Source organism: Gordonia sp. NPDC058843, from assembly GCF_042743165.1.
Classification (GTDB): domain Bacteria; phylum Actinomycetota; class Actinomycetes; order Mycobacteriales; family Mycobacteriaceae; genus Gordonia.
Window position 1 is genome coordinate 45,754 of the sequence record NZ_JBHYNC010000023.1, and the last position, 14,158, is coordinate 59,911.

The window sequence follows — 14,158 nt, forward strand, 5'->3', positions numbered from 1 at the left end:
GGACGTCCCGGTCCGAGAGACCACCACCCCTGCTCCCTGATCCGACAGAACCGCACACCCTCTGCTCCCCAATCCGAAAGAACCGCATAGCCCCTGCTCCCTGAGGTGCGAGGAGCGCAAGCGACGAGCCACGAAGGGCCTGCTGAGACACGTTGCGAGACCCTTCGAGGCTCTCTTCGCTCGCACCTCAGGGAGCAGAGGGGGGTATTCGTGGTCCACGACGGCCGCCAGGCCGCAGATACTGAGGTGTGCGGAGCGCAGGCGACCAGCCACGAAGGGCCGGCCCTCGTCACTTCAGCAGAGCGCGAATCGCCTCGATGCTGTCGGCCTGCTCGGGAGTCTTGTCGGGGCGATAGCGCACCACGCGCGCGAAGCGCAGCGCGACCCCGCCCGGGTACCTCGAACTCCGTTGCGCTCCATCGAGTTCGATCTCAACGACGATCTCGGGGCGCAGATACACGGTGTACGAGTCGTGGTGCGTTTCGTGTTTCGGGAACTCGTCGGTCTGCCAGCGCAGCAGCTCGTCGGTCAGACCCTTGAACGTCTTGCCGACCATCACCAGTTCTCCCGTGTTCGGGTCACGGGCACCGAGGTGCAGGTTCGACAGCCAACCCGACCGCCGCCCCGACCCCCACTCCGCACCTAGTACGACGAGGTCGAAGGTGTGCGTCGGTTTGACCTTCTGCCATGCCTTTCCGCGGCGGCCGGCCACGTAGAGGCCGTCGAGCGACTTCACCATCACACCCTCATGACCGTCGGCCATCGCGGCGTCGAAGTGACTGCGTGCCTCGTCGGCACTGGGCCGAGTCACCGCGGGGATGCGCAGTTGCGGGGCGATCGAATCAATCGCTGCGAGCCGCTCGGCGAGGGGCCGGTCGATGAGATCGGTGCCGTCGAGATGCAGGCAGTCGAAGAAGAACGGTTTCAGCAGGCGTTCGGGTTCGCCGGCGGCGGTCGGGCCGGAGCCGAAACGGCTCATCGTGTCCTGGAAGGACCGCGGGCGACCGTCGTCGGACAACATCAGCGTCTCGCCGTCGAGGATGACCGACTCGCACGGCAACCCGGCGATCACCGAGACGAGGTCGGGCACGTTGGCCGTCACGTCGCGCAGCGTACGGGTGAACACCGAGATCTCGGTGCCCTTGCGATGCACCTGGATTCGCGCTCCATCGAGTTTGTAGTCGACGACGAGGTCGGGCCCGAGGAGGGCCAGCGCGGAGTCGAGGTCGTCGGCGGGTGTCGCGAGCATCGGTTCGACGGCGCGTCCGACCTGCAGGCCGACCCCGGCCAGCGCATCGGCGCCGAATCGGGCGAGCGCGGCGGTCTCCGGGAGCGAACCGGTCAGCATGTTCGCCCGACGCACGAGCTTCAGATCTTGCCCGGTGACCTTCGCGATGGCGTCGGTCATGACACCCGCCAGCGCCCCCTGCCGCAGCTCGCCGGTGAGTAGTGCGACGAGAAACTTCTGTTCGGCCTCGGTCGACGCCGCGAACAGGGACGCGATGATCTCGCCGCGACGCTTCGTCGAACCGGGGCCCGAGGCCGACGCGAGTTCACCGAGCGCGGCGTCGACAGCGGCGACCTCGAGTGTGGGCGAATCGGCCGGTGGTGCCATCAGTTTCGACAGCGAACGCCATCCGACGCCGAGCCTCCCCTGCGGGATCTCGCCGGACAGCCAGGCGACCACGATCGGTAGTTCCTCGTCGGTCGTCGTGGAGAGAGCGTCGGCGAGCACCGTCGTCTTGCGGGTTCGCGAGCGATCGCGCGCCACGTCCGCCGACGTCTGGACGACATCGATCAGTCTCACGTCGCCTCACCGGCCCTCGGACGAGCATTCACCCGTCCGACGGTACGCCGAGCCCCCGACAGTCCAGACCGACTCAGACCTCGGTGAGGTCGACGGTCTTGGTCTCCTTGACGCTGAGCAGGGCGATCATGGTGGCGCACGCAGCGATGGCGAGGTACACACCCACCCAGCCGACGCCGAAGTCGGCGACGATCCACGTCGCGATGAACGGTGCCACGGCGGCGCCGAGGATCGACGCCACGTTGTAGGCCACGCCCGAACCCGTATACCGCACGTTGGTGGGGAACAGCTCCGGCAGGATGGCGCTCATCGGCCCGAAGGTGAGTCCCATCAACGTCATTCCTAGGATCAGGAAGAACAGCATCATGCCGTCGGTCATCGAGGCCGGATCGAGCAACCACTGGAAGCACAGACCGAACACGATGATCGCCGCAGTGATGATGATGAGGAAGGCGCGGCGGCCGTACCGGTCGGCCAGACGTCCCGAGATCGGCACGCACGCGGCGAAGAAGAGGACCGCGACGAGCTGCAGCTGCAGGAAATCGATGTAACTGATCGACAGCTTCACGCCCGACTCATCGGTGACCTTGCCGGTGCCGTAGGAGATCACCCAGGTGGTGACGATGTAGAACAGCGTGTAGGTGGCGACCATGATGAACGTGCCCGCGATGAGCGGACGCCAGCTGGTCTTCACGACCTCGGCCAGCGGCGCCTTCACTTTCTTGCCGTCGGCGACGGCCTTCGCGAAGACCGGTGTCTCGGTGAGCTTCAGCCGGACGTACAGCCCGACGGCCACCATGATGGCGCTGGCCAGGAATGGGATGCGCCAGCCCCAGGTCATGAAGGGGTGGTCGGGGTCGGCGGCCGCGGCGTCGAAGTCCAGGGCGAGCATCAGCAGCAAGAAGGTGCCGTTGGCGAAGAAGAAGCCGATCGGTGCGCCGAGCTGCGGCCACATGGCCGCCCACGCCCGTTTGCCCTTCTCGGCGGTCTCCGTCGCGAGAAGCGCTGCGCCCGACCACTCTCCACCCAGCCCGAGGCCCTGGCAGAAGCGCATCAGCGCCAGCAGCGCGGGAGCGAGGTAGCCGACCGAGTCGTAGGTGGGCAACAGCCCGATCACGAACGTCGCGATGCCCATGGTGAGCAACGACCCGACCAGCGTCGCCTTGCGCCCGATGCGATCGCCGAAGTGGCCGAACACGATCGAGCCGATCGGCCGCGCCACGAACGCGAGACCGAAGGTCGCGAACGACGACAGCAGGGCCGCCGTGTCGTCACCCTTGGGAAAGAACAGCACCGGGAAGACCAGCACCGCGGCCGTCGCATAGATGTAGAAGTCGAAGAACTCGATGCTCGTCCCGACCATCGACGCGATCACGATGCGGCTACGGGGCACCGGCGCCTGGTCGGGATGGTCGACGTTGCGGACCGCGGAATCGCTCATCCGCGCGACGTTACGCCTGCGCGGCCGTACCCACGTTTCGACCCCTGCCAGCGCAACGCTGCACCACAAACGATCGGACCGCGATGTTGCTTCGATCACAACCGGCGGTTTCGGATAGTGAATTTCGGACCCGCGTGGTCCACTCTTCGTATTCACGATAGCGAAGATTGGATACGGCAATGTTGATGGAGGAGGATGGTCTGCGGACGAGCGCGCGTCGACGCGCGGCCACGGGAGTGGTCGCGGCTGCGGTGGCGGCGGGTTTGGCCGCTGGTGCCGGGGCCGGGGTTGCGGCGCCGGCCGCCTTTGCTGATCGACAGGTGTCGAAGACCACCGCCGACGGGTGGAGAGTCACCGCCATCAAAGCCGACGAGAAAGTCCGCAGCGTCGCACCTCTCAACCAATCACCCTGGACCCGTGAAGGATTCCTGTCACTACGCGGCGAAGGACGCATCACCGGCAACGGCCGCACCGCGGTCTCGGCCGGCACCGTCAGCTCTGGTTTCCAGATCGGCTGCAACACCGACGTCACCTCCGGGATAACCCTCGGCGTCACCGCCGGCCCCACCGCCCAGATGTCGATCTCCTGGCCACCAGCACTGATCGTCGGCGCCCAAACCAACGGCAACATCTCCACCACATTGAAGCCCGGCACCATCGCCGACATTCCGTTCGGCACCAAAAGACTCGCCGGCCCCACCGCCGGACTAACCGTCGACGGCGTCCACGTCAAAGTCGACGGCTGCCTCGGCCCCGTCGTCGTGCGCTCCTACGTCACCGTCGCCATCTCCACCCCCACCAACGACAACACCATCAACGTCTACGGCCAACCCCACTACCTCTAAACCCCCGCGCCCCACCCACAACCGAAGCACACACCATCGCAAGGAGCCCCTCATGAACAGTGCCAACATCAAGCGAATCGCTGCCGGCATATGCGCCGCAGCAGCAATCACCGCCGCCAGCGCCGGTGCCGCCGGCGGTGCGGGCTCCGCACACGCCGTCGATGTCGCCCAGGACAGCCGGTACACGGTGCTGTGGCTGACCCACGCCGAAACCCGTCAAGCCGCCGACATGGGACTGGTGCGGTTCCTCGACCAACCCGGAATCATCGAGCACACCTCGGTCATCGTGCGAGCGGACTCACAGTTCCAGTACCTACGCACCACCGAGGGCGGCCGCCACATCTTCCACGGCAGCAAACAACAACTCGTCGCCGAAGCCGCCGCCCGCCCCGGCGGACGCATCGGGATCTACCTCAACCGCACCCAGCCCAACCGTCCCCTCGGCATCACCCAGTACTGGCCCACCCGCTAACCCCGGCCACCCCACACCCAGCCAGCCAGCCAGCCAGCGTGAACCCCGGTAGTCCAGGAGACCCACCGCCATGACCACACCCACCACCGGGGCCGAATCGCGCACACCGTCACGCCATTCCGCCGACAGCCAGGCCCCCGACGCCGACAACGACGGCCGAGGCGGCTTCCCCGTGCTCCAGGCGGCATTGTTCGTCGTCGGGTGCGCCCTGCTGGTCCTCGCCGCAGCCAACCTCACCCACCTCACCGAATGGGCCGACCGGTGGGGACAGATCCCGGTGTTCCTCGGCTTCTTCCTCCTCATGTCCATCGCCGGACGCTGGTTCTGGACCGGCACCGACGCCATCCTGGCCAAAGTCATCGGCAACCAATGACCCACCGATTCACACGCCATACCCGCACCGCCACAACACTTCTTACACTCGCGGGGACCGCGGCAATCACCTGCGGCGTCCTCACCGGACTCTCCTCGCCCGCGCACGCCGACCCACTCTGCGACCAGATGCGCGCCCGATACGGGCCAGGCTGGCCCTGCATCAGCGTCCCCACCTACACCCCACCACCGGCACAGAACACACCGCCACCCACCACAGGCGGCAACAGCCCAGGCTCCACCGGCGGCCCCGGCATCGCGGGCAACCCCGGACCAGGGCCCGGCGAAGGCAACGGCACACCCATCGCCCCCGTCCCCGGACAACCCTCGGCCCAAGCACCCCCCGAACCACAAACCCCGCCCGCAAACAGCGCGACACCGGTGCCCTCGCCCGAACAAGGCGCCCCCACCGGCCGACCTGTGCCGCCGGTACCACCAACCGGACCGCCGGCGACTGGCAGCACTGCACCCACCGACAGCGGACAAAACACCGCGACCATCGATCCCCCGCCCGCCGACACCGTCGCCGGCCTCGACAGCGCTACCGGGTTTGACACCGCGAACGACAGCGAAGCATCGATCCCGCTGCCGATCTGGTTCCTCGCCGGCGCCGCCGCCCTAGCCGCATCCAATCCGCGAACACGCGCACTGCTCTCGCGCGGAGGATCAACCCGCGCCACACTGGGCTCCTCACGACTGGTGCTGATCCACGACGAGACCAGCCCCACCAGCTACCGGTTCGCCATGACTGTGCCCCACGGCGGACACACCGAAATCAACCCCGACGGCACAGCAACCGTCTACGACCGCGACGGCAACGCGGTCCAGCAGGTCGCCCGCCCCTGGGCCTTCGACGCCACCGGGCAAGCTCAGGAGACCTGGTACACCGTCGATGACAACGGCGACCTCGTTCAACATGTTGAACCCGCCGCCGACGCCCGCTACCCCATCCTCGCCGACCCACCCGGCGACGGAGCCCCTCCCAGCAACCCCGTCCACCTCAAACCCCAACCCGGTGACCCTGGATTCATCGGGCCGGTCACCCCCGAGCAACAACAACAAGCCCGCGCAGAACAAGCGAAAGAGACACCACCGGCCAACGACGGTCTATCCGATCTGCTCACCGCCGGCATCACCGACCAGACACCGGCAACCGAACCCGAAACCAGCCCCACACAAGGCGCCGAACCAGCCCCCGGTCAACAACTGGGCTACGACGACTGGGTCGCCAACAACTACCTCGGCCAAGACGTCGGCGTCGTCAACGTACGCAACGGAACCGACGGGCAACCCGAGTACTACCGCAGCAACCCCGACGGCAACGAAATCATCGCGACCACCGCACACACCGCACCCAACGGCGGTGTGATCTACGGATTCGAAGACGGCACCGTCATAGCGACCGACATCGGCGACGGAGTATCCGCACTCGTCGAGGTGCACCCCGACGAGACTATCCGCGTCAAGCAAGCCGACGGGTTGTCCTACGACATCAAACCCGACGGCAACGTGTCGCTTGTTCGGATTCCCAACAACTCTGACACTAGGGGCGCGCTGTTCTCGGCGGCTATGGAGGGCGCGCGCGGACTCCTCGAAGCCGGCGGACTGACTGCCCAACCAGGACGTCACGCACTCAACCCGGGCGAGGCCGCCGCAGCGGCTCGTTGGCTTCGGATACTCGGCAAAGGTGCCGGCCCGGCCGGCACCATAGCTTCTGTCGGCGCCGGCGGAATCGACCTCGCCAACGGTGCCCCCGTCCCCGAAACCGTCGGCTCCACCGCGGGCGGCCTCGCCGGCGCCACGCTCGGGGCCGCCGCCGGTGCCGGCGTAGGAACGTTCGCAGGAGTGGCGACCGCGGCAGCCATCGGAGCTGGCGCTGGGTCCGTAGTGCCTGTCGTCGGGACCGCTATCGGCGCTGCCGTCGGCGCTGGGATCGGGGCGTGGGTAGGAAGTAGCTACGGGCGCAACATCGGCGAAGGCGCGCGGAGCGCTTGGATCAAGCTATTCGAATGACTCCGACTCAATAGACAGGAGCGGGCAGATGCTGCTGCTGATCGGGGCTCTCCTCACTGGCCTGGGGTTCGCGCTCCTCGCCTATCGCCCCACAATCGACACCTCGGGAGCTTTCAACGAATCCTGGACGCTGAAGACGCCGAGAACGCTCACCTGGTCTCTATCCGCCTGCGGCACGGGAATGACGCTGGCATCGGCATGGCTGGCGTTCGGCGACAAAGCCGCTGTCGTCGGCGACGTGCCACTGTCCCGATGGCCATCAGCCCCGTGGATTATCGTCGGCACCCTGGGTGTGATCTTCTTTGCTGCGACGGCAATCGCCGGTATCGCAGTAATGCTGTTCAACCCAAGCCATGCGCTGATGGCCCTGTCGATTGACGACGACTACCTGACAGTGCAGTACGGCTTGCGTAGACCAATAACCGTCGGATGGGACGATGTCGTTGACCTGGAAATCAGCGGCCCACAACGCTCCGAACTCAGCGCTGAGCTGACCGTCTACTACCAAACGGGACGCAGCCGCAGCCTCTCCGAACTACACCTGTCCAAAATGGTCACCGGACTCGCCCCTGAAGAACTCGAGAAAATTCTCAGAGCCCGGTGGCAACCCAACACCCGCACACAAACAGACTCTGCGCCCTTCTGAACCCAGCGGAGACCGCAGACCTGTCCATCACCACCCGGACGAGACATCCCCGAAGCAGTCGGGAGCGGCGGCGGTGCCTACGGTTACTGCGACAAGCTCGCGAACACATCTCAATCAGCGGCCGAAACGACCCGTCACGGTCCGTGGCCTTCGCACGCCAAGCCACCAAGGGCAACAGATGATTGTCGAGCCACGCCCCGAACCGCCGACGAGCTCCTGAAGCGAATACCTCAGGCCCCTCCGACGTAAAGGTGATTGTGCGGGAGCGACGCGGGCTGCGGTAGGGGGGTTGCCTGTCGAGCATGAGACTTCCACCAGTCGTGGCAGTGCTCGCGATCGGCGATTCGAGACCAGGATCGCGCACCTGCACCACTACGTCGCCGCGCTTGGTTCCAGCTCGCCGCCACAGGGCGCGGCGATCGTCGGATCCCGTATCGACGTCTGGGTCGCCAACCCGCCGGCAGTCAGCCGAGCGGATGCCGCATTCGGCCCCTCAGCTACCCCGCTTGATCCACTCCTCGAGGTGAGGTGCTTCGTCGCCGACGGTGGTGCCGTCGCCGTGGCCGGTGTAGACCTTGGTCTCGGGGTCGAGGGTGAAGATCTTCTCGGTGATCGAGGCGATGATCGTCGGGAAACTGGAGTACGAGCGGCCGGTCGCGCCGGGCCCGCCCTGGAACAGGGTGTCGCCGGAGAACAGAACCTTGGCCTCGGGCAGATGGATCACCGACGAGCCCGGTGAGTGGCCGGGGGTGTTGATGATCGTCAGTTCCGTACCCGCGACCCCGATCTTCTGCCCGTCCTCGAGGTCTTGATGCGTGACATCGGGATGGGTGTCGTTCCAGAGCATGTCGTCGCCGGGGTGCAACAGGATCGGCGCGCCGGTGGCCTGCGACAGTTCCGGTGCGACGGTGACGTGATCGTTGTGACCGTGGGTTAGCACGATCGCCTTCACCGTGCGGTCGCCGACGCCGTCGAGGATCGGCTTGGCCGAATGCGCGGCGTCGATGATGATGACCTCGTCGTCGTTCCCGACGAGCCATACGTTGTTGTCGACGTCCCAGGTACCGCCGTCGAGGCTGAACGTGCCCGAGGTGACGACGTTGTCGATGCGCAGATCCGACATCAGAGTTCCACCACCGATCGCAGCACCTTGCCGGCTTCCATCGCCGAGAATGCGGCTTCGACGTCGTTGATGCCGATGCGTTCGGTGACGAACTTCTCCAGCGGCAGGCGGCCCTGCTCGTAGAGGTCGATGAGCATCGGGAAGTCACGTTCGGGCAGGCAGTCGCCGTACCACGACGACTTGAGCGCACCGCCGCGGGAGAAGAAGTCGACCAGCGGCATCTCCAGGGTCATCTCCGGAGTCGGGACACCGACCAGCACGACGACCCCGGCGAGGTCGCGGGCGTAGAAGGCCTGCTTGTAGGTTTCCGGGCGGCCGACCGCGTCGATGATGACGTCGGCGCCGTTGCCGTCGGTCAGTTCCTGCACCGCCGCGATCACGTCGTCGACCTTCGAGCCGTCGATGGTGTGGGTGGCACCGAGGTCTTTCGCCCACTCCAGTTTTGACGCGTCGCGGTCGATCGCGATGATCGTCGTCGCACCGGCCAGGCGGGCACCGGCGATCGCGGCGTCACCGACACCGCCGCAGCCGATGACCGCAACCGAGTCGCCACGACCGACGTTGCCGGTGTTCATCGCCGCGCCGATCCCGGCCATGACACCGCAGCCGAGCAGCCCGGCCACGGCGGGGTCGGTGTCGGGATTGACCTTCGTGCACTGCAGTTCATGGATGAGGGTCTTCTCGGCGAACGCGCCGATCCCCAGCGCCGGGGTCAGTTCGGTGCCGTCGGTCAGCGTCATCGGGACACTGGCGTTGAAGGTGTCGAAGCAGTACCACGGGCGACCGCGCTTACAGGCGCGACACTGCCCGCACACCGCCCGCCAGTTCAGGACGACGAAGTCGCCGACCTCGACATGGGTGACATCGGACCCCACCGACTCGACCACACCCGCGGCCTCGTGACCGAGCAGGAACGGGTACTCGTCGTTGATGCCGCCCTCGCGGTAGGCAAGGTCGGTGTGGCACACACCGCATGCCTTGATCGCCACCACCACATCACGCGCACCCGGGTCCGGGATCACCACGTCCACGACCTCTGTCGGCGCCTTCTTGCTGCGCGAGATGACTCCCTTGACTGTCTGCGACATGCCTTTTCCTTCCGCAACTGCGTTGTTCGGGGTACGAGTGCGACGTGTGTCCTCGAGTTCGGCGCGCAACCGTCGCGGCGCCGGAACACATCGTCACAACCTTATCGGTCCACCCCAGAGGGGTCCACTCGGAGTAGACGTAGTCTACTTCGGGTGGTCGAGATGCCGACATCGTGCAACCTGTGAAGCACACCCGGTGCTCAGACTAGACAGGTGTCCAGTTGTCCGCCACGAGTTTGACCGTACCCGACATCGGGCACACCTGACGGGACGTTTTGTCGAGTGACGAGGACAGGACCATGGCAGAGAACAAGAAGGACCCAGGACCTTCGGTGAAGGACGACGAGCTCTACGAGAAGCTGCGCGACGAGGGCAACTCCAAAGAGAAGTCCGCCCGGATCGCCAACGCGGCGGCCAACAGCTCGCGTTCCGACGTCGGCAAGAGCGGCGGCGAGTCCGGCTCGTACGAGGACTGGACCGTCGACGAGCTCAAGAAGCGCGCCAAGGAACTCGACCTGTCCGGGTACTCGGATCTCAAGAAAGACGAGCTCATCGCGAAACTCCGCGATCACTGAATCGAGCGCGCTCGCTTCGCGCTTTCCTAGCAGCAACGCACATGGCGCGCACCATTGCTGGAAAACGCCGAGGTCAGGGCAGCAGTCCGGCGCTGCGGGCGGTCACCACGGCCTCCAGCCGCGACGACGCGCCCAGCTTGCGCATCGCATCCTTCATGTAGCCCTTGACTGTGTACACGGTGACGCCGAGCGTCTCGGCGATCCGCGCGTTCGAGTAGCCGAGGGCGGCGAGAGAGATGACGTCCTGCTCCCGCCCGGTGAGTTCTACCAGCGCCTTCGACGCCGGGTTCGCGGCGACCAGGACCTCGGTGATCGCGGCGATCTCGTCCGCCAGGCGGGCGTCGTCGACCGTGTCGGCGAGCGACCGGAGACGCGTGTAGGCCGCGGTCATCCGATCACGCATCTCCGCCTCGTCCTGCGCCGCGTGCTCGAGCCGCGCGCGGGACGCCACGATCTCGTGCTCGACCGTCCGTGCCTCCATCGCCAAGACGTCGAGCATCCGCCCACCGATGGGGTCGGGGGTGTGCAGCGCTCCGTAGAGCACCGCCACCGGCGTGCGGTCGACGATCACCGGCGCAGCCATCATGGCGCGCAGCCCTTCTCGCTCGATGATCGTGTTGTAGCGGTGGGTGATGCGCGGTGTGCGCAGGTAGTCGTCGACGACCATCGGCCGGTTCAGCGAGACGACCTTGCCGCCCAGCCCGTGCCCGACGTCGACCGACACCCCGTTCAACGCACCGACCGTCGTACCGGCGAAGTGCTGGAGCCGCAGATTCGACGGTCCGTTCAGGACACCCGCGAAAGCGAGCGGCACCCCGCTCGACTTGCGGACGCGGCGCAGCGCCTCGGTGACGATCCCGCTCAACGGCTCGGGCATCTCACCTCGCTTCTCCCCCTCTTCAGGGGGTGTTCCATGGTCCGTCCGGGGAGGACACTGTGACACAGCTTACTCAGTACGGAGCGAGGTTCACGATGACACAGGCCACCCAGACCACCACCAACACCACCCCCACCGACATGGTCGAACGCTGGTTGGCAATCTACGGGGCGCCCGACGCCGACGCCGCGGCACTCCTCGTCGACGGTCACGATCCCGACGCGATCGCGTTCACCGTCATCGAGGTCGAACAGGGCGACGGTCAGCAGTCCGGCTCGGGGCGTCCGGTCACCACCGACATCACCTACGGCGAGCTGTCGCAGCGGTCCAAGAGACTCGCCGCGGCCCTCGCGGAGATGGGTGTCGGACGCGGCGACACGGTCGGCGTCCTCATGGGCAAGCGCGAGGAGCTCGTCGTCTCCCTTCTCGCGATCGCCCGCCTCGGCGCGATCTACATCCCGCTGTTCACCGCATTCGCGGCACCTGCGATCGCGATGCGCCTGGAGGCCGGCGAGGCGAAGGTCGTGATCACCGAGCCGAGTCAGGCCGACAAGCTCTCGAGGATCGACGGGATCACCACGCTGATCGCCGGTGAGCAGTTCGAGGAACTCATCGACTCGCACGAGCCACTCACCGAGTCGGTCGCCGTCGGAGGCGACGGCACCTTGATCCTGCTCTTCACCAGCGGTACCACGGGCGCACCGAAGGGCGTCCCGGTTCCCGTCAAGGCCCTGGCGTCGTTCGTCGCCTACATGCATTTCGGTCTCGACGTGCAAGCCGACGACGTGTTCTGGAACGCTGCCGACCCCGGGTGGGCCTACGGCCTCTACTACGGTGTGCTCGGTCCGCTGGCCGCCGGCCGGCGCAACCTGTTGCTGCACGCCGGATTCACCCCCGAACTCACCGCGCAGATCCTCGGCGACCTCGGTGTCACCAACTTCGCGGCCGCACCGACCGTGTACCGCGCACTCAGCAAGGACTCGCGCATCTCCGGATTCTCGCTGCGCCGGGCGTCGTCGGCAGGTGAACCACTGACCCCCGACGTGATCGACTGGGCATTACGCGCCATCGGCACCGAGGTCCGCGACCACTACGGCCAGACCGAACACGGGATGTTCATCAACAACCACTGGCACGCGTCCGTGCACGAGACCCTCGTGCCGGGTTCGATGGGGCAGCCGATGCCCGGCTTCGCCGCCGGGGTCGTCGACGGTCAGATCGCCATCGACGTCCCGGCCAGCCCGCTGATGTGGTTCGACGGCTACCTCGACGCCCCGGAGAAGACCGCCCAGCGCTTCTCGTCGGACGGGCGGTGGTACCTGACGGGCGACACCGGCCGCATGGACGACGAGGGTCGCTACTTCTTCACCGCACGCGACGACGACGTGATCATCATGGCCGGATACCGGATCGGCCCGTTCGACGTCGAGAGTGTCCTCATCACGCACCCGTCGGTCGTCGACGTTGCCGTCGTGGGTCGCCCGGACGAGCTCCGCGGGGAGGTCCTCGAGGCGTTCGTCGTCACTGCCGACGGGGTCGAGGGCTCGGACGCTCTCGAGGCCGAGCTGCAGCAGCTGGTCAAGACGCAGTTCGCCGCGCACGCCTACCCGCGCACCGTCCACTTCGTCGACGCCCTACCCAAGACTCCCAGCGGCAAGATCCAACGGTTCCTGCTGCGCCAGAGGTGAGTCGCGTACGCGATCGGTTGTCCGGCCGGCTCAGCTGAAAACCACCCCACCGGAGAGGGTCGGCGACGATATGTCGTCCGGTCCGCTCCGGTGGGTGGTTTTCACCCGGGGTTTGGTCAGAGCAAATCTGTTGAGCCGAGAGCCGCGGCGGGCGACCATGACCGCATGACTTCAGACGAAGGTCCCCCGGTGGACGCGACTTCGCCGCTCGCGTCCCTGACGCGCAAACCCGAGCGAGCAGCCGATCGCGCGATGCTCGACGCGCTGCTCGACGAGGCGAAGGTCGGGACCCTCGGGACCGTCGTCGACGGTCTGCCGTGGTCGGTGCCGATGCTGTTCGCGCGGCACAGGGACTCGATCCTGTTGCACGGGTCGACCGGGGCGGGCGCGCTGCGGCACGTGGCGGCCGGAGCGCCGGTGACGTTCACCGTGTTCACCTTGGACGGTCTGGTCGTCGCCGACACCCTCTTCGACCACTCGGCGAACTACCGTTCGGCGGTCATCCGAGGCGTGCTCGAGCCGTCGGACGACGCCCAGGATGCTTTGGAAGTGCTGTCGGACAAGCTCATTCCCGGACGCGTGGCCGAGGTCCGGTCGACGACACGCAAGGAACTCGCGGCGACCGTCGTCTTGCGACTCCCGATCGTCGATGGGCAGTGGATCGCCAAGGCGCGGACCGGCGGCCCGGGTGGGGACTCGGCGGACTGGACCGGCGTGGTCCCCGTCCGGACGGTGTACGACGCGCCCGTCACCTACAGCGGCGAGACGCCGCCTGCGTCCGTCCAGGCCCTCGTGGACCCGTCACAGACGACCGACGGAAGAGATTGAACTGATCACGCCGGAGATGCGCAACCAGCGGATAGGGGTGTGATCCGCTGGTTGCGCGTCCGGTGACCGCGTCGAGTGCCAGACGAGGTCGTCGTGGCCCGCCCGGTGCGGTCGGTCTTCGCGCGGCCGATCTCAGTGGGTCGCGCAGTCGGTTCATCGCTCGCGCACGGTCGTGCCGTTACGCACGTACCCGCCCCTCCTGAAAACCAGCTACCAGTCTCTGGTCCCCGATCCCTGCTCTGCTCCCTGATCCGATAGAACCGCATAACCCCTGCTCCCTAATCCGAAAGAACCGCATAACCCCTGGTCCCTGAGGTGCGAGGAGCGCAAGCCGCCGGGCCGAGCAAGCGACGAAGGAGCGCGTCGAGGTCGACGAGCCTCGA

Annotated in this window: 13 protein-coding genes; 8 read left to right on the top strand and 5 right to left on the bottom strand. The window is 66.7% G+C overall.

Annotation, left to right across the window (positions count from 1 at the left end):
* Nucleotides 1-289 precede the first annotated feature (289 nt).
* Together ACFW3F_RS15860 and ACFW3F_RS15865 are read right to left on the bottom strand one after the other, a co-directional pair.
* On the bottom strand, nucleotides 290-1,807 hold the full coding sequence (locus tag ACFW3F_RS15860) for an ATP-dependent DNA ligase (protein WP_388058937.1): 1,518 nt from the start codon (nucleotides 1,805-1,807) through the stop codon (nucleotides 290-292).
* A 73-nt stretch (nucleotides 1,808-1,880) separates the two neighbouring features.
* Complete coding sequence (locus ACFW3F_RS15865) at nucleotides 1,881-3,248, bottom strand: MFS transporter (RefSeq protein ID WP_388058939.1); 1,368 nt, start codon at nucleotides 3,246-3,248, stop codon at nucleotides 1,881-1,883.
* Nucleotides 3,249-3,427: 179 nt separating this feature from the next.
* Here ACFW3F_RS15865 and ACFW3F_RS15870 point away from each other — a divergent pair, with 179 nt between their 5' ends.
* The 5 genes from ACFW3F_RS15870 (at nucleotide 3,428) to ACFW3F_RS15890 (ending at nucleotide 7,596) form a co-directional block, all read left to right on the top strand.
* Nucleotides 3,428-4,093, top strand: coding sequence for an MspA family porin (locus ACFW3F_RS15870; RefSeq protein WP_388058941.1), 666 nt, complete (start codon nucleotides 3,428-3,430; stop codon nucleotides 4,091-4,093).
* 52 nt (nucleotides 4,094-4,145) lie between these two features.
* Nucleotides 4,146-4,565: a hypothetical protein gene (locus ACFW3F_RS15875; RefSeq protein ID WP_388058943.1), complete on the top strand. Its 420-nt coding sequence runs from the start codon at nucleotides 4,146-4,148 to the stop codon at nucleotides 4,563-4,565.
* Between the two features lie 70 nt (nucleotides 4,566-4,635).
* Nucleotides 4,636-4,938 (top strand): hypothetical protein, encoded by a 303-nt coding sequence (locus tag ACFW3F_RS15880; RefSeq protein WP_388058945.1) that lies wholly within the window; start codon nucleotides 4,636-4,638, stop codon nucleotides 4,936-4,938.
* 380 nt (nucleotides 4,939-5,318) lie between these two features.
* A complete protein-coding gene (locus ACFW3F_RS15885; RefSeq protein WP_388058947.1) occupies nucleotides 5,319-6,950 on the top strand; it encodes a hypothetical protein in 1,632 nt (543 codons plus the stop codon).
* A gap of 28 nt (nucleotides 6,951-6,978) precedes the next feature.
* Complete coding sequence (locus ACFW3F_RS15890; RefSeq protein WP_388058949.1) at nucleotides 6,979-7,596, top strand: hypothetical protein; 618 nt, start codon at nucleotides 6,979-6,981, stop codon at nucleotides 7,594-7,596.
* Between the two features lie 493 nt (nucleotides 7,597-8,089).
* On the opposite strand, the gene ACFW3F_RS15895 is transcribed toward ACFW3F_RS15890, so the two are convergent.
* Together ACFW3F_RS15895 and ACFW3F_RS15900 are read right to left on the bottom strand one after the other, a co-directional pair.
* A complete protein-coding gene (locus tag ACFW3F_RS15895; RefSeq protein ID WP_388058951.1) occupies nucleotides 8,090-8,719 on the bottom strand; it encodes an MBL fold metallo-hydrolase in 630 nt (209 codons plus the stop codon).
* Nucleotides 8,719-9,807, bottom strand: a complete 1,089-nt coding sequence (locus ACFW3F_RS15900) for an S-(hydroxymethyl)mycothiol dehydrogenase (protein WP_388058953.1) — start codon at nucleotides 9,805-9,807, stop codon at nucleotides 8,719-8,721. Before ACFW3F_RS15900 ends, ACFW3F_RS15895 begins: the two co-directional genes overlap by 1 nt.
* A 299-nt stretch (nucleotides 9,808-10,106) precedes the next feature.
* On the opposite strand from ACFW3F_RS15900, the gene ACFW3F_RS15905 reads away from it, so the two are divergent.
* Nucleotides 10,107-10,382 (top strand): Rho termination factor N-terminal domain-containing protein, encoded by a 276-nt coding sequence (locus tag ACFW3F_RS15905; protein WP_388058955.1) that lies wholly within the window; start codon nucleotides 10,107-10,109, stop codon nucleotides 10,380-10,382.
* Between the two features lie 73 nt (nucleotides 10,383-10,455).
* Here ACFW3F_RS15905 and ACFW3F_RS15910 read toward each other — a convergent pair whose 3' ends face one another.
* Nucleotides 10,456-11,259 (bottom strand): LuxR C-terminal-related transcriptional regulator, encoded by an 804-nt coding sequence (locus ACFW3F_RS15910; protein WP_388058957.1) that lies wholly within the window; start codon nucleotides 11,257-11,259, stop codon nucleotides 10,456-10,458.
* Between the two features lie 95 nt (nucleotides 11,260-11,354).
* Between ACFW3F_RS15910 and ACFW3F_RS15915 the strand changes: the two genes are divergently transcribed.
* The gene (locus tag ACFW3F_RS15915; protein ID WP_388058958.1) at nucleotides 11,355-12,947 is read left to right on the top strand and encodes an AMP-binding protein; all 1,593 of its coding nucleotides are present in this window, start codon (nucleotides 11,355-11,357) and stop codon (nucleotides 12,945-12,947) included.
* A 165-nt stretch (nucleotides 12,948-13,112) separates the two neighbouring features.
* Entirely contained in the window at nucleotides 13,113-13,775 is a 663-nt protein-coding gene (locus ACFW3F_RS15920) for a pyridoxamine 5'-phosphate oxidase family protein (RefSeq protein WP_388058960.1), read from the top strand.
* Nucleotides 13,776-14,158 lie beyond the last annotated feature (383 nt).